This window comes from Paenibacillus sp. HB172176 (genome assembly GCF_011947265.1).
Taxonomy (GTDB): Bacteria; Bacillota; Bacilli; order Paenibacillales; family Paenibacillaceae; genus Pristimantibacillus.
Genome location: NZ_JAATHD010000005.1, coordinates 183535 through 204317 on the forward strand (window position 1 = coordinate 183535; position 20783 = coordinate 204317).

The window sequence follows — 20783 nt, forward strand, 5'->3', positions numbered from 1 at the left end:
GAGGAATTATATGCCCCGCTCTCGCTGGATCATTGGCCTTATTGGAGTTTCTTTGATGATTATGATCTTAACCGCCCTCCTGAATCCTTTTCAGAAGGCGACGGAAGTATCGAACTCGATTCAACTATACTCTCTATTCGCTCCGGACAAATGGGAAGCGGTATGGTCAAGTCTTCCGGCTGAGAATGGAATGCAGGATAAGGAAGGAGCTATGTGGCGACCGCTTTCTGAAGTATTGAAGGAAGCGGCTTCTCATAGGGATAGGGCAGGAGAGGTTTTATGGGTGAGAAGACCTCTGCCTCCCCAGATTGATCAAATTACTGGACCTTCCGAATTGAAGTTTCGCGGACTCTCACATTATGAGGTGTATTTGGACGATAAGCTTGTCCTGGATCGATCGATGAGCCATGAGTCTCGGCAAAGCTTGATGCTAACCTGGAATGAGGTTGCTCTTCCTGAGCATGCAGAAGGACTCATGCTGCAATTGCGAATATGGCCGAGCGACGATGATTTGGAGCCGATCGGCCATATCTACGCAGGAACGCAGGAGGATTTGCTGGGAACCTTCCTTAGGATCGATGCGATACGTTTGATTCTATCCATTTGTTTTTTGTTCATGATGGTTCTCGCAGCAGGAGCATGGTTGTTCTATGAACGAAATCGCATGTATGTCTATTTCGCAATCCTTACTTTTGCAGCGGGCTATTCTTCCTTGTGTAATACATCGCTCTTCTCGATTTACTTGGAAATGCCCGGATTAGCATTCTATGGCGGCATAGGCAATCCTGTTGTGGCCTGGGCTTCAAGCGGGATAATGGAAAGATTGGCGGAAGAGAGGAAGAGCGGCGGCTTTCGGAATCTGCGCAAGCTGTTTCTAGCTCTATCTCTCTGGTCTGCGATTAGCTCAATCTTTGCGCCTCGGCTTTATGAGCAATCAATGGTGTATTTATTTGGCGTTATTCTGCTTGCCGCGCCGTATGTGCTGTTCACCATCTTGCGCGCCTTTGAGCATCGTCGCAATGAATGGAAGCGGTTAACGACAGGAATGCTCCTTGTGCTTCTTTGCGTTTCGTTCGATCGTCTTGTATTCACATTTCCAAAATTCAATGATCTCGCTTTTCGCTACCTCCCGGCTCCAATCTATCAATTGTTGAATCATATTGTGCTGCTCTCGTTATTCCTATTGATCTTCATTATAGGAATCGTGCTTGTCATACGAGCAAGATCTCAATTACATGATTATACTTCCCGTCTGGAAGAGCAGAATGATCAATTACAAGAGGTTGATCGATTGAAGAGCGAGTTTCTTGCCAATACCTCTCATGAATTAAGAACGCCTCTTCATGGCATCATTGGATTAACAGAGTCGCTTCTTGATGGCCAGACCGTCACGATGGACGAGAAAGCGCGGGAGCACCTGAGTCTTGTCGTATCCAGCGGCAGGCGTCTCGCTCGTTTGATCGATGATCTTCTGGACCTCTCGAAGCTGAATCATCGAGATATCAATCTGGAATTAGCGTCTGTTTCCATGGAACATGCCGTTAACAGCGTGCTCGCTGTGTTCCAGATCATTGCTGCGAAGAAGGATATTACGCTTCATAGTGAAGTAGATCCGGATTTGCCGCATGCCTGGGCGGATGCGAATCGATTGCAGCAAATCTTGTATAACTTGATTGGCAATGCCGTCAAATACACAGATCAAGGCAGCATTACCGTTCGCGCCCAAGTAACGGGACGCTGGATAGCGGTGTCTATTATTGACACGGGCATAGGCATTGCCGAGGAAGTCCTTGCAAGATTAGGTCAGCCCTTTGAACAAGATGGATCCGTCAATCGGGGAGGCACTGGCCTCGGTCTCTCTATTACACGCAAGCTGACAGAACTGCATGGCGGGCATCTGGCACTGCGATCAACGCAGGGGCAAGGGACAACTTGCATCTTTACCCTGCCTGTGGCAACAGAGGATGTCTCAAATGAAGAGGCAACAATGACAAATCGTCCAGTGATTGACCCGCCAGCGTATGTGCCGGCTAATTTGGATTGGAATCGTTCATTGGAAATTGGTGCATCAATAGTTGCCGAGGGGAATCATCCTGCAGCAAATTACTCAGAAGATGCGGAATTGGCGAAACTGACCGTCCTTATCGTGGATGATGAGCCCGTCAATCTTCAGGTGCTGGAAAGCTACTTGTCCGCGTTGCCTATTCGTATAAGGAAGGCTTCCACGGGAGCGACGGCGTTGGCAGATATCGAGGCATCGCCGCCCGATTTGATTCTTCTGGATATTATGCTCCCGGATTTGAATGGGTATGAAGTATGTCGATTGATTCGCCAGCGGCATGATGTTCATGAGCTGCCGATTGTCTTATTAACTGCGCGAGATCGGTTGACAGATTTACTGGAGGGCTTCGAGGTTGGCGCGAACGACTATCTCACAAAGCCAACGGCAAGGCATGAGCTGCTAGCGCGCGTTCGCTTGCAATTAAGACTGATAGGGCTGACGACTAGACTTGAATTGCTTGTGCAGGAACGCACCCGTGAGCTGGAGCAGACGACGGATCGGTTAAGAGCTTCCGTTCGGGAACGTGCAGAGGCTTTGGCGGAGGTATCTGTCATGATGGAGCGAACGCGCATCTCTCAGGATATCCATGACCATGTTGGACATACGTTAACGGCATCAATCGTGCAATTGGAAGCATCCATCATGTTGCTGGACAGAGGGAAGGAGCTTGGCATTGAGAAAGCGAAGCTCGCTCAGTCTCTCGTTCGCAAAGGGCTCGATGAAATCCGCGAATCCGTTCGTATGATCCGACATGAGGACAGAGCTTTTCCAATGGAGGCGGCGATGGAGCAGTTGCTTGAAGAGACGATGGAGACGACAGGGGTTTCCGTCACCTATTCGATTAATTCGATACCAGATCTTACGTCTGCTCAGCAAAGATCGCTTTATCAGTCTCTCAAGGAAGGGCTTACGAACGGCATTCGGCATGGGCAGGGTACTCAGTTTCAATTTAAATTGTACACAGCTGAAGGGTATGTTACGTTCGAGCTGTGGAATGACGGTCATCCCTACACGGACAGTAAGGTTGGCTTTGGTTTGCGGGCTATGGTGGAGAGAGTGCAGGAGTTGGAAGGGCAGTTGTGGCTCAGATCCGATGAAGAAGAGCAGGGATGCTTGCTGACCATTCATTTGCCTCTTCTGGCACTGGAATAGATTCTGAGTATTAGATGTACCGGAGATAAGCTATCTTATAAAGCTTGTAAAAAATAGATCATGAAGGCAAATCCAATAAAAACCCAGGCCCCAATGAAGGGGCCTGGGTTCCAGTTACCGTCACAAATTAAAAAATTCTAGGGGCATGAATGCTTGCTGCTGTAACGGACTTTTTCGACCCTTAGAAGCTCATTTCAGCCAGCCCGGATTTTTAACGGACCTTTTCGCCTCTTAGCTGGTTAATCCCGTTGTTTTTTCGCTCGAACGGTTGTCTAAGAGGACAAAAAGTCCGTTAGAGCAAGCGGGAATTGAAAAACGCTGGCTAAGAGGACAGAAAGTCCGTTAGAACAAGTCGCTGTTTTCAAAGTACGCCGTCAGGCGTTTTTTCTTCTATTAAGGTATTACAGGAATATCAGGAATATCAGGTGGAATATAGCCGCCTCCGGAGTCCGGAACCTTCATTAATTCTTCTGTATTTCCTGTAATCGGTTGACCGCCGGTGCTTTGCACATTGGTCACGGTCAGGTAAATGGTATCGCCTTCTGATAGAGTTGCATACCAATCTCCCGCATCCAGTTCTACTTCAGTTCCGCTAGAAAGCAAGGTTGCTGTGATGGACGCTGGTGCAAGTCCACTTCCATCCTCCATCGTATTCAGCGAATAGTTGCCGGAGGTCTCTGCGGTTGCTTCAGATACTGCTTTGTTAAACTGCACAATAAACTTGCCGTCTTCGTAACGGAAATCATCAATTCTCAATTCATCCGGAATCGTAAACATGAGAATAAGCGTATCGCTGACGGCCATTCCGTCCTTCACAGCGATTACTTTGTAAGTGACTGGCCCGCCAATGGAAAATCCACCTTCATGATAAACAAAGGTCAGCATGTCTGTACCAGATTCACTTGGATCAGACCCATCAATTGTATAGCGAATTTCCGCATCAGGAGTGTCCGTGCTTAGTGTCACCAATGTGCCCATAGCAACCTCACCACTGCCAATACTAGCATACGGAGTCGCAACCTTCTCGATTACGGTATAGCTCTCGCTCATGATATCGCTGTTTGCCATTCCGTCCTTCACAGCAATCGCCTTAATCGTCATATCGCTGTCAATGCTTATCTCTTCCGTGTACAGTGTGCTGGAGATGGTTGGCGTGCTGCCGTCGGTTGTATAGTAGACCGACGCGGTCACGGTTGCCGAGCTCAGAGCCACTTTCGTTCCGACAATGACCTCGCCGCCCGCAATACTCGCGGTCGGAGTCTCCGCCGCTGCCGGCTGGGTAACGGTGTAGCTCTCGCTCATAACATTGCTCGCACTCGATCCGCTATAGGCGATCGCTTTAATCGTCATATCAACGCTAACGGGAATCGCGGTACTGTAGAGCGCGCTGCTCTTGGTTGGCGTGCTGCCGTCCGTTGTATAGCGGATTTCCGCGCTATTTGCCGCCGTGCTGAGCGTGACTGTTGTGCCCGCAGCAACCTCGCCGCCAGCCGGACTTGCTGTCGGCTTATTGCGCTGAGCGGCTGCCGCTCTCGCAGCGGCTTCCTCTGCGGCTCTCTGCTGCGCCTCGAGCGCTGCTTTCTCCGCAGCCTCTTTTGCTGCTGCTTCCTCTTTTTCCTTCTCTTCGTTCTGTTTAATCTCTACGAATTGCTCCTTGGCTTCGTATGCTCCGGTGACTAGCAGATCGCGCGTCGCGTTCGCTTGCCCGCCGAATTTGCCATCGTCGCCATTCGTCAACAATTTCTGGTCGAGGGCAAGCGCCACATAGCCTTTCGCCCAGTCGGAAACCGTGTCGTCGTTAACGCCGGGAGTCTCTTCCGCTTCCTCGCGCTGACCTAAGCCTCGAACGAGGAAGGTTGCCAGCTGCTCCTTGGTCACTTTTCCTGCCGGATTGTAGGTGCCTTCTCCATAGCCGTCCGTAATGCCCGCAGTCTTCACCGCTTCAATATAAGGCAAAGCATAACCGTTAGCAGGATCATCGCTGTTCACGTCACTAAAGCTGGATGTCTGCAGGTCGTTGTTCACTTCGAGTCCGAAGATCAGTGCAGCGACCTTGGCGAACTGGGCGCGGTTCATCTCTTCCTTTAATCCGAAGCTGGTGTCGCTGACACCGTCAAAAACCCCTGCCGAGATGAGGGCGTCGAACTTGGCCTTCGTAGCCGCATCCAAATCCTTCAAGTCGGAGAAGTCCTGCGACGTCTTCGTCGCGGCACCCGATTCCGCGTTCGCGACGGCATAAGGCAAGCACAGCATCAGTGCCAGCATTATGCAAAGTAGTCTTCTTCTCATCTGCTGATGTTCCTCCTTATAAAATAGTAAAACTTGGGACTATTGAACCGGACGCTCCAGAAAGTGAACATCGATGCAGAAGGACCCCGAGTTTTGTCGATTAATACTTCGACATGCCATGTCAAATTACCTACCGTTAATCAACCCTGTTTCGACATTTTTTTCGTCGCTCCTCCGTTTTCCTCTAACTTCCAATTGTGTGGGATAACACCAGAAATAATCGGATTGTCGGCTATTGATCCCTGCTATTTTCTCTTACAATGGAGAGATGAAGATATCTACGTTGTACCATTGGTTAAGTGAATATATACAAAATAACGGCGGAGGTTAGCATGAGTCAGATTATCGTGGACAGGCTGAACAAGACATACCGGCAAGCGATTAGAGAGCCGGGTTTGAAGGGGGCAATCAAGCATTTATATACGCAGAGATATGTAGATAAATGCGCTGTAAGCGATATCAGCTTCACGATTAACAAAGGAGATTCGATTGCTTTTCTCGGGCCGAATGGCGCGGGGAAATCGACCACGATCAAAATGCTGTCGGGAATATTGGTTCCGACCTCGGGTTCGGTTCGCATAAATGGGAAGATTCCGCATCAGAATCGGATGACGAATGCCTACAACATCGGCGTTGTTTTCGGTCAGAGGACGCAGCTATGGCTGGACCTACCTATTAGGGAGTCATTTTCGCTGCTGAAGGATATCTATTCCATTCCCCGGGAAATGTTCGATAGGAATATGGAGCGTTTCATCGAGCTATTGGATCTCGATCAATTTCTGCATTTGCCTGCCCGCAAGCTCTCGCTTGGACAGCGAATGAGGGCGGATTTGGCCGCTGCGCTGTTGCATAATCCTCCTATTATATTTCTGGATGAACCGACAATCGGTCTCGACATCTCCGTGAAGACCAAGATTCGCAGCTTCATCAAGCAGATCAACAAGGAGCAGGGCACAACCGTGCTGCTAACGACGCATGATCTCGAAGACATTGAAGATATATGCCGTCGCCTAATTGTCATCGACAAAGGCATCATTATTTATGACGGGGCTCTGGATGAGCTAAGAAGGCTGTATGGAGGCAAAGAACGAACCATTCATCTTCAGTTGAAGGACGCGAATGAGCTTCACGCATTAATGGCTAACATCAGGAGCAAGTTCCAAGTGAATCATATCCATAACAACGGGAATATGCTGTCGATCGGGTTCGACGGCAATCGAATCGCAGCTGGTGAAATCGTAGGTTATGTCATGCTGCATACTGAGGTAATCGACTTCAAATTCGACGAAACCAGGATTGACGGCATGATCAGGAATATCTATGAAGGCAATCTGAAGCTGACAGGTGATCATCGTGTATAAGTATGTATCGCTAGCCAAGCTTTCCATGCAAAATACAGTTGCCTACAGAGGCACGTTCATCATTAGCATCTTGGGCAATTTCATCTATCTTCTTTCCATTTTTTATTTGTGGAATGTGGTCTTCACGGCCAAGGAGCAGCTTGGCGGATTATCCTGGGATCAAATGAAGGGCTATCTGATCATCAGTTTTTTTATGAACGGATTAATTTCCTTCTACTCGGAAGGGACGATTTCCGGCAAGATCGTCGACGGTTCGGTAGCGCTCGATATGCTGAAGCCTGTCGATTTTCAGAAGGCAAGACTTTCCGAGGTGCTGGGAGCCGGCGTATTTGAGAGCTTTGTCAGTATTGTCATGATTTTCATTATGGCTCCGACTATTTTCTCAGGCGTGTATAATCCGCACTGGTACACGTGGCTTCTATTATTGGTCAGCGTTGGCGCCGCTCTGCTGATCAAATTCGGCATCATTTATCTCACATGCTTGCTGTGCTTCTACACGACGAGCCGATATGGTCTTTCGCTTGCTCGGACCGCCATTATGAATCTATTATCGGGCGCGTTGATCCCGCTTATTTTCTTCCCGAAGTGGCTGGAAGTCATCTGTACATACCTGCCGTTTCAAGGCATCGTCTTCATTCCCGCTTCGATTTATCTCGAGAGAGTGGATGGGGCGGAGGCGATAGGCCTCATCGGACTGCAGCTCGTTTGGGTTGTGATTTTGTGGTGGGCGGGCAAGCTGCTTTGGAATTGGGCGATCAAACAAGTGACCATCCATGGAGGATAGAGAGATGCATACTTCTATTAAGCGATCATTCTATTTGTTCTACCGATATATGCTTCAAAATATTAAGGCTATCCTGGAGTATCAGTCCGATTTTTTCATTCTCATGTCGGCGGCTGTGTTAACCCAAGTGCTGGGGTTCATCTTTATCTGGGTCGTATTTCGGCAAATACCCGACATACATGGATGGACGTTTTGGGAAGTCGTGCTGATGTATGCCATGCTTTTTTTTGCGACGGGCTGTTCTACCTTCTTCTTCGAAGGGACATGGCGATTAAGCAGCTATATCTTGCGCGGCGGGATGGACATCTATCTGATTCGGCCCGTGTCGCCGATTCTGCAGGTTCTTAGCTCGGCCGTAGGCATGAACGGATTGGGTAATTTGACTGTTGGCGCGTTCCTGATTGTGAGTTCGCTTATTCATGTAGATGTGGAGTGGACGATTTTCAAAATGGTGCTGTTCCTCCTGTTCGTGGTTTCCGGCGTTGTTATTCGCACGGCGATCAATCTTGCAGCGAATTGCATTGCCTTCTGGCTGCTTGGCTCGGGCAATCCGTTCTCGATGATGGTAAGCACGCTCGGCGATTTTGCCAAATTTCCGATCAGTATTTATTCGATTGGCATTAAGGTATTGATTTCCGTAATCATCCCATTCTCGTTTATCGGCTATGTTCCGGCTTCCTTCCTGTTCGGCAAAGAGGATTCTTCGGTGCTGTGGGGATTGCTCTGTCCCCTGGCTGCCCTCTATTGCATGGGAATGGCGGTGCTGATCTTTCATAGAGGGCTGAAGAAGTATGAGAGCGTGGGGAATTAGGGCATTAAGGTCAAGAGGACGCGGTTAAATTGCGTTCTCTTTTATTTTTGCGTGATAGAAAATCGATGTCGAAAAACGGCCCAATTTGTCGCAAAATGCTAACTTTGGTTAATATTCATCGAATGATGGGTTTGATAGAATTTGGAAGATGCGGAATCAAACCAGGCGGTGATGATCTATCAGTTGCTTCAACGATAAGAGAGGGGTTTTCAATGTTTACGACAAGACATTACTCTTATGCATTAGTCGGTATGGGATTAATCCTTTGCATGATCGAAACAGGATGCGCAGAACAGCAAATGGATGCATCCAATGAGGTTCCTGCGCACGGCGATGTTTACGAAAGCGAAAAAATCGAATGCGGCAATGCGGATGCCTGCGCCGCATGGGGGGATCAAATCGCGGAGGAACTGGAAACGCGATATGGATCCTTTGTTGACATGAGACCGCTTGAGCTGAGTGAAGAAGAAGAGGAGCTGTCTGATGCAGAGGAAGATATCTTGGCAGTCTACAAGATTGATGGCGATCGTTTCCTTGCCAATAAGACATCGACGGATACAGCCAGGCATGAACAATTGTGGAACGATTTTACGCGGCTGATTCCAAGCGAAGAAAGACAGGAGGTTACCGCGTTTGAGATTTTCTCGCATGTCGATACGGTTGCTTATGCCGTGCAGGATGAGGACGATCGAAGGGAATGGACAGTGGGTATAAACATAGATCCCGAGATCATGACGCCGCAAGAGAAGGTGGCCACTCTCTTTCATGAATTCGGCCACTTGTTGACGCTCAACTCTTCACAAGTAAACCCGTCCGCCAAGGAGAGAGGCTGCTCGACTCTTTATTTGGATGAAGGATGCGCAGATGAGGATGCCTATGTCTTGGCGTTTCACTCGCAATTTTGGCCGGAAGCGGAGTATGAATATAGCGATAAGCAATTCGTGAGTGAGTATGCGGCTGTGGATTTCGTGGAAGATCTTGCGGAATCGTGGATGAACTTTGTACTCACGGACAAGCCCGCAGGGAAGACGGTTGCGGAGAGAAAGATATTGTTCTTCTACGATTATGACGAGCTGGTCATGCTTCGGGCCGAGCTGCTTGCAAGAGCTTCTTCGTGGATGGGCCGGTATGGAGCGAATAATCTTGAGTGATAAAGGGGAGAAGATTATTACGCAAAATGCTAACTTTAGTTAGACTTTTTTTCTCTCAAACTTTGATAGAATTTTGTCAGTATTTGACGAAAGATTATTGGAGGGGAAACCAATGAGAGACAAATGGAAAATAATAGGTTTGCTAACATGCGTTTTGGCGTTAGTGATAAACTTGGCGGTCGCAGTGCCAAGCGCGCATAACATCGTGTATGCGGCTTCCGAGTTTGCTGGAGGCACCGGCACGCCAACCGATCCTTATCAGATTACGACGGCGGCGGAGCTTGATGCGGTGCGCAATCATTTGGACGCAAGCTACTTGTTGATGAACGATATCGATTTGAGCGATTATTTAAGCGCATCGGGTGCGGGATATAACAACGGCAACGGATGGGTGCCGATTGATAATGGCTCGCAATATGATGACAAATACTTTAAGGGGACGTTCGATGGCGGAGGTCATACCATCTCTCACTTATCCATAGACACTGCTGCTGCTGGGTATAACGGCTTATTCTCCCGAAGCAGCGGTACGATTGTCAATGTAGCTCTATCGGACATTCTTATGACATTCTCTTCCACGCCCATTGATCCTCAGATCTATATAGGCGCCCTGGTTGGCTATAATCAAGGGACGGTTCGGAATGCAGTTGCCGAAGGGAGCATCACGGTCACCGAATCCCAAAAAACATATACGATCGGCGGGCTGCTTGGCTTTTCGAGCGGGATGAGCGATAACATTTCGGCTGATGTGGATACCACGGCATTAATGAATGCCAATATAGCGACAAGGGATACCATTGGAGGATTGGTCGGAACGCAATCCGGGGCGTCCATCTCGAAAGCATACGCAACCGGATCTGTAAGCGGCGGATATGGCGCCTATGTCGGCGGACTGGTTGGATACGTGGATACCAGAGAACAGGAACCCGTTGCTGCCATGTCCGAAGTTTACGCCACTGGAGATGTCAGCGGAGGAGATAGCTCCTATATAGGCGCATTAGTCGGTAAATTCGGGCTGGCAACACTCTCGCATGCCTATGCTGCCGGTGCAGCTAGCGGCGGGAGCAGTGCGAGTGTTGGCGGGTTATTCGGCATGTTCTTTAGCAGCGGTTCAGTCACAGGAAGCTATACAACGCAAAATCCATTAGTTGGGATGGATCTCGGGGGCAGCGTTAACACAACATCCGTACAATCGGTATCGGCCATGCAGCAGAGCTCGACTTTCCTGGAATGGGATTTCACGAATACTTGGGGAATTGATGAAGGCGAGACCATTCCTTACTTGCTGCCGATCGTGACGGCAGAGTTGAAATCGGCGGATGTCGGGGACTCGCTTGTGATGCAAGGGACTGTGTGGAGCGGAAGCCTGGAGGGGCCGTTCTCGATAGACTATACGATTAAGGATGAAGAGCTTGCGACTGTCGCATCTCAATCGGATGTTACCGCGCAGGGTGCGCTCGCAGGGTTGTCTTGGCAGATCGATACGTCATCTTGGGATGAGGGGAATTACACGATTGAAGCAAGAGCAAGCGAATCGGTGCGTAACACGTCAGTCGGCAGCATCGGTTCCTTCTCCGTCGATCACACCGCGCCAACGATTCAATTCGGGGCGAACGGGAATGACGACTATGCGAAGACGGCAGCAACGACTGTAATCGTGAGCGATAGCGGAAGCGGCGTGGGTGCGTTGAAGTATGTATGGACACAAAGCTCGGAAGTACCGGATGCCAATGCGTCATGGACGACGTTTGCAAGCGGCGATGAGCTGAGCATGAACAATGTCAACGGGGAATGGTATTTGCATATTGAAGCGTATGACAAAGCTGGCAACTCCACCGCCTCTGCGACAAGTGCGTTCCTGCTGGATATCGACTCACCCTTGGTTACTTTTAATCCATTCAGCGAATCGGGCTACTTGCATTCGATATCTACGCAAGTTACCGTTAGCGATGCTCTGAGCGGTGTCGATGAAGCCTCTTTAAAGTATGTATGGACAAACAGCTCGTCCGAGCCTTCTGCCAGCGAGGAGTGGACGGCGTTCACAAGCGGCGACACACTAACCAAGAGCAGCCCGGATGGGGAATGGTATTTGCACATTACTTCCAGTGACCAGATAGGCAATACGCACTTCACCGTTTCAAGCGGTTTTAAACTGAATAATAATCCGCCGGTCATTTCGTTTGGTACGAACGGAAGCGCTACCCCGCAACCGTCAGTATCGACGACAATACAGGTGAAGATGATACCAGATATGAGCGGCGTAGACGGGAGCTCTCTCAAGTATGTATGGACGCAGAGCGAGAGCGCACCGGGAGACGAAGCTTCCTGGAGCAATTTCCACAATGGCGACACCATCACGCTGGCTGGCGAGGATGGAGACTGGTATTTGCATGTTCGCGCTTCGAGCAATAACGGCAATGCCGCAGAGGCATCCTCGCAGCGCTTTGTTTTGAATACCAGTGAGATTGCCAGTGTGTTCTCGGAAGGCAGCGGCACGCCGCAAGATCCCTATCGCATTGCAACAGCCGAGCAGCTTGATGCTGTACGATCGCTGCTATTTGCAAGCTATATGCTCCAGAATGATATTGATCTGACTTCCTATCTCAGCGAAGATGGGGATGGCTACAACGGAGGAGCCGGCTGGGAGCCGATTGGCGATATGGACAGCCCGTTCACCGGAGAGTTCGATGGCGCCGGACATCTCATAAGCCATTTGACAATGGTAAGCTCGGCGAGCTTGAACGGATTGTTCGGCGCTTCTGCCGGATCCATTGCGAATATTAGTCTCACAAGTGTGAATATGCAAATGAACGGCGCAAATTCGGTGTCGGGATCGCTGGTTGGCATGAACAGCGGCAGAATTGTTAATGCATATGCTGAGGGGAGCTTAATGGATAGGGGAGTAGACAGTACGGACGGCGGGTTGGTTGGTGGAAACGTTGGCAAAGAAGCAATCATAGAGAACGCTGGCGCTGATGTTGATCTGAGCGTCGGGGATGCTAGCGGAAGTCTAACTGCCGGATTTGCCGGAGGGTTGATCGGAGCGAATATACAGGAAGCCTTTGTTCAATATGCTTATTCAACAGGTGATATCATTGGCGGTGAAAATATTAAAGCAGGGGGATTCGCCGGAGCGAATTATAACGCCAAGATGCGCGATGTCTATGCATCCGGAGATGTGGAAGGCGGAGATGGAAGCTTAGTCGGCGGATTGACAGGACTGAATTATCAAGCGCTAATCGAGCAAGCCCATGCGTCGGGGGATGTCTATGGAGATGAAGAAGCCTATATCGGCGGTCTGGTCGGTGTGAACTCAATAGGCGGTATTCAGAACGTCTATGCATCCGGAGATGTAGAAGGTTGGGAAGATAGCTATGCAGGAGGGCTGGTTGGAGGAAGTTACGGCGAAATCGCATACAGCTATGCGACGGGGACCGTTAGCGGCGACGATGCGTATCCAGGCGGCAGTATTGGCTTAAACGAAGGCACCTTATATAAGAGCATTGCCTTGCAAGAGCCTTTGATTGCTGATAATGCCGAGGATGAGAGTGTGATCGATTCCGCTGTTGTCACGGCTGCGGAGCTGAAGGAAGCCGCGACATATGCGGATTGGGAAAACTTCGCCGACGTATGGGGTATCGATGAAGGGGTGGCTGCTCCTCATTTGCTGCCAGCCATCATTAAGACTGAACTGGGAGAGGCGCTTGTTAAGGATACACTTCCTGTTCAAGGTTCTATATGGAGCGGCCTGGAGGGGGAACCTCTGTCGGTGGATTATGCGATTATCGATGCATCGAATGAGACGATAACGCATGCCGTCTATAACGAAAGCACTGCTGCGCCAATTGCGTCGATCAATCGCTTGGTTGCGTTAGGTGCTATTCCTGACGGAGCCTACACCTTGCAAGTGACGGTCGCAGAAGGGGCAGGAGGCTCAGTGTCAAGCGATCCGCTGACGTTTACCGTCGATCAGAGCGAGCCAGCGGTTAGCTTCGCTGTGAACGGAGGCGAAGCCTATGTCCATTCGGCAGCGACGACTGTAACGGTGAACGATGACAGCAGCGGGGTCGAATCGGATTCCTTGCAATATGTGTGGACGCAGCAGGAGGAGGCGCCGGTCGCAGAAGCGGCATGGTCGGATTTCGCAAGTGGCGATTCACTTATGAAGGAGGGTGTGAGCGGAGATTGGGTTCTGCATATCCGAGCGGCGGATGTGGTCGGCAATAAGGCGAATGTATCCTCGAACCGGTTCAGGCTGGACAACATGGCTCCGACCGTGACGTTGAAGCTGCAAGCTCAAGATCAAACGATTCTGACGAGCGGAGATTGGACGAATCAGAACGTAACCGCAAGCGTGTATTCGACTGACGATGAGAGCGGCGTGGATCTGGTGGAGATCTCATTGGATAACGGGGAGAGTTGGCAGAACTACAGTGATCCCTTAACACTGACATCCGAAGGGATGCATTCGATCCTGGCGAGGGCGACGGATGAGTTGGGCAATCAAAGCGCTGATGTTGAAGCAACGACAGGAATTAGCCGCAGCGGCCTGTCTCTCAAAGTTAGCTTGTCGCATGGGGACAGCTCGCCGTACGCTAGCGGCGACTGGACGAGCGAGAGCGTAACGGCGAGCGTGTATGCGCATCAGAGCACGCCTGACGTCGAAGTGACGTCTACGAATTACTCTCTGGATAACGGAGCATTGTGGCATAGCTATAGCGAGCCCCTTCTGTTCAACAGCGAAGGCGTATATTCTTTAATGGTCAAAACGGAGGATAGCGCAGGGAATGTACTGACATCGGACAAGTCGATCAGGATCGATCAGTCCGGGCCGACGGTGAATCTCAGTGTGAATGGCAATGCGTCCAAATCGGCGAGCGTCTGGACGGTCGTTACCGTAACGGATGGCAGCGGCAGCGGCGTCGATGCAAGCTCGCTCCAATACGTGTGGACACAGACAGCGGACACGCCGACGGCAGAAGCGTCCTGGATCGAATTGGCAAGCGGAGATACATTAAGCAAAAGGGGGGCGGAAGGAGATTGGTACTTGCTTATCCGGGCGACGGATCTGATAGGGAATCGAACAGATTTCGTTTCTAACGTCTATCATGTAGGAACTTCTTCATCGGGAGCCGGTTCAAACCCGTTGCCGCAAATCCCTTCAACGAAGCCGCCTGTGAATGACACAGGTGAGCTCGGCGGGTACGGCGAGGCGACGACAACGGTCGAAAACGGGGAAACGGTTGTAACTGCGAAGGTGGATGCCGACAAACTGAAGTCGACGCTGGACGGCGCCGAAGAGACGGACGAAACGAGCGTCGTTACGATACCAGTCACTGGTGAAGCCGATCGCGTGCGCCTTGAGCTGGATGCGAACGGACTTCAAACGCTGCAAAGCCGGCGGACGCTCTTGCAGCTTGCAACCCCGAACGGCAATTACAGTCTGCCGTCATCCCAGATCAATCTGGAGGGGCTTGCCGCACAATTTGACGGAACAACCAAGGGGGTGAATTTGACCGTTTACGTAGACATTGCCAAGAGCGACGATAAGCTAGTGGAATTGGCCAAGCAAACGGGCGAGAAGGAGGGCTTCACCCTCGTCGTGCCGCCGGTCGAATTCACTATAACGGTCTCGGATGGCAGCAGAACGATAACGGTCGATCGCTTCAGCGCGTACGTCGAACGGGAAATCCCGTTGCCGAACAACGTGGATCCGTCGCAAATTACGACGGCCGTTGTCTTAAATCCCGACGGGACGACGCGGACCGTGCCGACGAAGTTCATCTCGAAGGACGGCCAATATTACGCGGTCATTAACAGCATGACCAACAGCGCTTATATGCTAATTGCGCATCCTGTGAATTTCACTGATGTGGATGCCGCATGGGCGCAAGGCCCCGTCAGCGACTTGGCCTCACGTATAATTATTAACGGAGTGGACGCAGACCATTTTAATCCGAATGCTGCCATCACCCGAGCGGAATTCGCCGCAATCGTTGTCCGGGCGCTGGGATTGGCGGAAGAAGGCGAGCCGGCTGCGTTCTCGGATGTGAAACCAGGCGACTGGTATGCGGGAGCCGTCACCCAAGCGAAGAGCTATGGCATCGTCCATGGCTACGCAGACGGAACTTTCCGACCGAACGCTAAGGTCACCCGCGAGGAAGCGATGGCGATGATAGCGAATGCCATGAAGGTGGCGGGCCTGCCTGAGGTCGACGCGGCGCAAGACACGGCCTTGTCTGCTTTTACAGATCAACAGGATGTCTCGTCGTGGGCGAAGGCGGCTATGGCGGCAGCCGTGCAAGCCGATCTGGTTCACGGTAATGGAGGCAAGCTGCTGCCGGGGAGCAACATTACCCGAGCGGAGACAGCCGTAATTGTGCAACGCTTGCTGGTGAAAGCTGGATTGATCTAGCTCTTGCACAGGAATGAATAAAGACTCCCCCTGCGTTCCGAATTTCGGAAACACAGGGGGAGTCTTCTCATATCAGCAGAATGGCTTGTGTGCGGTTGGACACCTGAAGCTTGGAGTAGATGCGATGGCTGTATACCTTCACGCTGCCCAAGGAGAGGTTCAAGTGATCGGCAATATCTTGGTTGGTAAGGCCCTCTGCCATCAACGTCAACAGCTCGTATTCCCGATTGGTCAGCAATTGACGAACATCGAAGTCTTTCAAGGGGGAAGCCATTTTCCTCGAATAAATTTGAATATGTTCATCAATCGAACGAATGTATTCCAGCAGCGATGGCTCCAGTTCAGATTGCAGCAACTGGGCAAGTATGGGCAAGATCTCCTCGCCTTCATAGACAAAGGTCATGAAGCAGCCTTTTTCCTTGCCCATTTGCAATGCGCCCAGCAATATCTCTCGAGCTTCTAGCGGGCGTTTTTGTTTCAGTAAGGCTACGGATTTGATCAGATTAAGATCAATTAACGCTCCATGCAGCCGCTCATTGGCGGCAATAATGGACAATCGGTCAATCAGCGAAACGGCTTGCGGAAGTTGACCCAAGGCAATCTTAACTCGGCACAGGACTAAATATTCGTATTCTCGTTGCAGCGTAATTGCACCGTCTGTGGAAAGTTTAGATCGATTAAGCCAATCCTCCACATGATCCATACATCCTTGTCTCAGATCAAGATAGATTTGGAATGCCTCTAGCGGCAATTGCCAGTAAGGGACATCATTCTCCCGAATGGAAACCGCCAGCTCCTGCAGCATGGGTTCCGGGTCATACATTGGATCCTTGAAGGTTTTTAGTTGCAGAAAGGTGAAGACGGCCGGCAAAAAAATGCCCAGCATGCCCGTTTCTTGGCCAATCTGCATCGCTTCCAATAGATAAGCCTCGGACTGCGCGTGTTCATGACGCTCTGTGAAGCATTCGCCGATCAAGCCGCAAATGAACCCCCACACCGGACGTTCGACCTGAACCTCTTGTTTCGCTTGCTCGGTATTGGCCATATACGCCATCATCCGCGTGACTAGCGTTCCCGTTGCGTTATAATCGCCGAAATTGCCGAGGGCGCTTCGCAGCAAGGAGGCATGCCCTGGATTAAACTCCACACTTTTGATCATCTCGCTCTCGTAGGGCAAATAGTCGGTAATTCGCATCCGATAAGCCATCATGCCCTCGAAATCATGCTGCAGTGAGCAGAAATGACTGTGCAATAAGGACAGCTCGGGGATTAACGAATGCCTGCCGTCGGGGTCCAATTGGCGCGATATTTGCTCTTCCAGATCGTGAATGATGCCCCGGGCTTCTTCGATTTGTCTGCGGAGAACCAGCGCCCAGCAATAATAGATCAGCACTTCCGGAACCGAACGCACAAGCTGGAGGTCTACGCTTCGTATACGCTCGATAAGCTGCTCGGCTTGTCCTTGCTTCAGCATGCTCGGAGCGAGCTTCGCCAGCAGCGCGCAGATGCGTTCGACGTTGCCTGCGGCGGTCGCATGCTCAAGCGCTTCCGCATACTGTTGCTGCGATTCATACCAATTGCTTGCGCGCGCATGGCAGGTTAGGAGCTCATCCGGCTGCTGCGCAGCCATGTAGTTCCGTAGAAACTCGGAAAATAAATGATGGTAACGAAAGGTGGTTCGTTCTTGATCCAGGGCAATTATGAACAGGTTGCTTCGAATCAACCGATCGAGCACCCGCCAGTTATTCGGCTTTTCGCTTACAGCATGGCAGAGGCTTTCGTTCCATTCATCGAGGCAGGCCGTGGAGAGTAGAAATTCTCGTACCTCTTCGTCGAGCCCGTGGAACACTTCCTCGAACAAATACGTATGAATGTGAGGATTGGATGCGCGAGAAAGGAAGGCTTGACTCCCGATTTCCGCTTGTTGCCGGAAGAGCATAATCAGTTGGATGCCGGCTGCCCAACCCTCGGTTTGCCGATAGACCGCCTTCATTTGTTCGACATTCATGCTTGACGTTTGCATTTTTAAGAATTGAATCGTTTCTTCCATCGTTAATGCCAAGTCGCTCGTGCCGATTTCTATCCAATCGTTTGCAAGCCGCAGCTTCGTCAAAGGGAATGGCAGGGATGATCGGCTGCTAATAATGAGAGTAAGATTATCAGGCAGATACTGAAGCAGATAGGCGAGCTTCTCATGAATCTGTCGATTTTCTATGAAATGATAGTCATCAAGAATGAGATAGAAATCTTCCTCCAAAGCGGATAGTTGTTGAAGGAATAGAACGAGAAGAGCTTCAATTGAAGGCTGAGAGGTGTTTAGCATTTTCTGCAGAGATTGACCGAATTCCGGGAACAAGTTCTGAATGCTGTCTATCATATAATTCAGAAATGAGATGAGATCATTATCGCTTATATGCAGAGAGTACCAACAAGCCCTTAAGCCCGAATTGCGCGCCCAATCGCTAAGAAAAGCGGATTTCCCGCAGCCTGCCGGGGCAATTACGGTAATCAGCTTCACCTTTCTCTGTTGAATATTGGACCACAGACGCGGTCTGGCAATCATCGTCGGAGCTGGCGGTGGTATATTTGTTTTTTGAGACAAAAGAGGGTATGGCGTCATATCTTCACCTTTGTTGAATTTTGTCGTATATTCGAAGCTTAACAAATATAATATTTTATCTAATGGTCAACCGCTTCTTCGCGATGCAAATAGGCGATGGCTTCCGAGCGACTGGAAACCCCAAGCTTTTTATAGATGACAACCAAGTAATTTTTCACCGTTCCCAATGTTAAGAACAGCTCGGCTGCAATGGCTTGATTGGATCGGCCTTGCTTCAAAAGCGCTGTGATGTTTCGTTCCTGCGCAGTCAAGCGCTGCCACGCGAGAGGTTGCGAGTAGGGAGGAGCGGGAACGGATGAGTAAGGCTCCGCTCTTCCCATAAGCTGCATCAGCCTATTCTGAATGCTGATAGGGTAGCTTAACCTTCCGTTGATGCAATCCTCAATTGTGGAGAAAATCTTCGCGGTTTCAGTGCCCTTTGTCAAAAAACCGTTCACGCCTTCACGCAACGCTTCCCACATGTATTGTTCATCGTCGAAGGACGTCAGAATTAGGATTTTCGTATCGGGAAACGCAGCCTTGATACGCCGAGTCGCCTCCAAGCCGTCCATCTTGGGCATGCGAATGTCCATTAGCACAAGATCGGGTCTGTGCAAGTAAACCTGCTCGATCGTAGACAGACCGTCATTGGTTTTGGCAACGACGTTATAGTTTCCCCCCATTGTCAGAATCGCGGTCAAGCCATCTCGAATCAGAGGTTGGTCTTCTGCAATAATAACAGTTGTCTCAGCCAACGAAATCACCTCGTCGCTGGGGGTGTTCGTGAAGCGGTATCGTAATTTCCACTGTGACTCCTCCAGTGCTTTCATTGGCTGTAACGGCAAATAGGCCGGACGCAGCTTGCACTCTCTCCTTCATGGCATTTAATCCAAAGCCTGGAACGATAGCAGCATTTAATTTCCCATTGTCTGATAAGCGAAAATAGAGAAAACCGGATTTGTACATCAGAGAAAAATGAAAGAAGGTGCTGGAGCCGTGCCGAACGCCGTTTGTAAGTCCTTCCTGCAAAGCTCGAAGAATAGTAGATTCGATAGCAGGCGGCAAAGTGGGCAATTCATCATCAATTGTGTACTCCACCTGGACTTGAGTTTGTTTTTTCAGGTCTTCAATCAGCTTGACCAGTTCGGAGGCAAATGGCGTGAAGAGGCTCCTCGTACGCATTGAATGGAGAGTCGTTCGGACGTCCTCCAGTCCGTTGCGGACATTGTCTTTTATCCGCTCGATCATATCCTGGGCCAAAGTGGGCTCGTTTTTTTGCAAAGCAAGCTCGGCGGTCTGCAGTCCCACCAGGGCGGAGGTCAGCGTATAGCCGACCGAATCATGAAGATCGCGGGAGATGCGGGTTCGCTCTTGCAACGCGGCAGAGCGTTCCATTTCTTTCGTTATAACTTGAAGCTCATAGCTTTTGGCTGCTAATTGACGTTTTTGCAAATAGGCTGACCTGGCTAGTTTGCCTACCAGGAAAAACGCAAAAAAGCCGATGCTTCGCGGGAAAAGAAAGTAAACTTCAGCAAAAATGGCGTTGGATTCACGGTACAGCAAGACGGCCGCAATGTTGCTGACGAAGCATGCCAACGAGAAAACCAAGGCTCGCCTCAAGGGATGATGGTACGCATATTCACCAACGAGAATTAATAGATAAACCTGCGTAACATAGCTTTCCGACCAGGCATACAAGATGAGAATGAGAATAAGCTGCGCATGCATATACCATAAGCCTTTTTTTTGCTGCAGAGCAACCTTCAGAATGTAGTCTCTGAGAAGGATGACCGCAACATAAGCGCAAGCAAAAAAAACTAGGCCTAAAGACAGGCGAGGCGTTTGATAAAGAAGAATCGCAGTAACCGCGACAGAGATGCTTGTTAAGAAGAGCTGGAATTTTTGATTAACTTGAATATCCACCGCGCACTGCACCTCATCGAAGGAATTTACCATTATTTTATCACACTAACCCTGTATTAATAAATTCGAGAAATAACGAGTTAGTACTTTTTCTTTAATAGTGATTTTTTCACAAGCATGACTTAAGTCATTCTTTATGCGAGGACATGGGAATATATGCTTATTTTTAAAGTGATCGATGACCTTCTTCATCTATTCCGGCAACGGCAATTGCATTATATTAAGTACTGCCCAGA

The 20783-nt window shown here is 50.0% G+C and carries 10 protein-coding genes; 6 read left to right on the forward strand and 4 right to left on the reverse strand.

The window, feature by feature from the left end; genetic code table 11:
- The first annotated feature begins 55 nt into the window (after positions 1 to 55).
- The gene (locus HFP08_RS09700) at positions 56 to 3214 is read left to right on the forward strand and encodes an ATP-binding protein (protein WP_168120391.1); all 3159 of its coding nucleotides are present in this window, start codon (positions 56 to 58) and stop codon (positions 3212 to 3214) included.
- Between the two features lie 393 nt (positions 3215 to 3607).
- Here the strand turns inward: HFP08_RS09700 and HFP08_RS09705 are convergent, their stop codons facing one another.
- A complete protein-coding gene (locus HFP08_RS09705; RefSeq protein ID WP_168120392.1) occupies positions 3608 to 5503 on the reverse strand; it encodes a chitobiase/beta-hexosaminidase C-terminal domain-containing protein in 1896 nt (631 codons plus the stop codon).
- A gap of 332 nt (positions 5504 to 5835) precedes the next feature.
- On the opposite strand from HFP08_RS09705, the gene HFP08_RS09710 reads away from it, so the two are divergent.
- From HFP08_RS09710 to HFP08_RS09730, 5 genes are all read left to right on the forward strand, one after another.
- Positions 5836 to 6864 carry an ABC transporter ATP-binding protein gene (locus tag HFP08_RS09710; protein ID WP_168120393.1) on the forward strand — a complete coding sequence of 343 codons (1029 nt, stop codon included), beginning with the start codon at positions 5836 to 5838 and terminating at the stop codon, positions 6862 to 6864.
- Positions 6857 to 7648 (forward strand): ABC transporter permease, encoded by a 792-nt coding sequence (locus tag HFP08_RS09715; RefSeq protein ID WP_240941244.1) that lies wholly within the window; start codon positions 6857 to 6859, stop codon positions 7646 to 7648. Before HFP08_RS09710 ends, HFP08_RS09715 begins: the two co-directional genes overlap by 8 nt.
- 4 nt (positions 7649 to 7652) lie before the next feature.
- Positions 7653 to 8459, forward strand: a complete 807-nt coding sequence (locus HFP08_RS09720) for an ABC transporter permease (protein WP_240941250.1) — start codon at positions 7653 to 7655, stop codon at positions 8457 to 8459.
- A 212-nt stretch (positions 8460 to 8671) separates the two neighbouring features.
- Positions 8672 to 9610 (forward strand): hypothetical protein, encoded by a 939-nt coding sequence (locus HFP08_RS09725; RefSeq protein WP_168120395.1) that lies wholly within the window; start codon positions 8672 to 8674, stop codon positions 9608 to 9610.
- Positions 9611 to 9722: 112 nt separating this feature from the next.
- Positions 9723 to 16025, forward strand: a complete 6303-nt coding sequence (locus HFP08_RS09730; protein WP_168120396.1) for an S-layer homology domain-containing protein — start codon at positions 9723 to 9725, stop codon at positions 16023 to 16025.
- Positions 16026 to 16092: 67 nt separating this feature from the next.
- Here HFP08_RS09730 and HFP08_RS09735 read toward each other — a convergent pair whose 3' ends face one another.
- The 3 genes from HFP08_RS09735 to HFP08_RS09745 form a co-directional block, all read right to left on the reverse strand.
- Positions 16093 to 18588 (reverse strand): winged helix-turn-helix domain-containing protein, encoded by a 2496-nt coding sequence (locus tag HFP08_RS09735; protein WP_168120397.1) that lies wholly within the window; start codon positions 18586 to 18588, stop codon positions 16093 to 16095.
- Between the two features lie 116 nt (positions 18589 to 18704).
- Entirely contained in the window at positions 18705 to 19379 is a 675-nt protein-coding gene (locus HFP08_RS09740; RefSeq protein ID WP_168120398.1) for a response regulator transcription factor, read from the reverse strand.
- The gene (locus HFP08_RS09745; RefSeq protein WP_168120399.1) at positions 19372 to 20547 is read right to left on the reverse strand and encodes a sensor histidine kinase; all 1176 of its coding nucleotides are present in this window, start codon (positions 20545 to 20547) and stop codon (positions 19372 to 19374) included. Before HFP08_RS09745 ends, HFP08_RS09740 begins: the two co-directional genes overlap by 8 nt.
- Positions 20548 to 20783: the final 236 nt, after the last annotated feature.

What these genes read in the sequence shown, in the direction of transcription:
- HFP08_RS09700 (WP_168120391.1), top strand. Translation starts at nt 56, where the DNA reads ATGATTATGATCTTAACCGCCCTCCTGAATCCTTTTCAGAAGGCGACG.
- HFP08_RS09705 (WP_168120392.1), bottom strand. Translation starts at nt 5,503, where the DNA reads ATGAGAAGAAGACTACTTTGCATAATGCTGGCACTGATGCTGTGCTTG.
- HFP08_RS09710 (WP_168120393.1), top strand. Translation starts at nt 5,836, where the DNA reads ATGAGTCAGATTATCGTGGACAGGCTGAACAAGACATACCGGCAAGCG.
- HFP08_RS09720 (WP_240941250.1), top strand. Translation starts at nt 7,653, where the DNA reads ATGCATACTTCTATTAAGCGATCATTCTATTTGTTCTACCGATATATG.
- HFP08_RS09725 (WP_168120395.1), top strand. Translation starts at nt 8,672, where the DNA reads ATGTTTACGACAAGACATTACTCTTATGCATTAGTCGGTATGGGATTA.
- HFP08_RS09730 (WP_168120396.1), top strand. Translation starts at nt 9,723, where the DNA reads ATGAGAGACAAATGGAAAATAATAGGTTTGCTAACATGCGTTTTGGCG.
- HFP08_RS09735 (WP_168120397.1), bottom strand. Translation starts at nt 18,588, where the DNA reads ATGATTGCCAGACCGCGTCTGTGGTCCAATATTCAACAGAGAAAGGTG.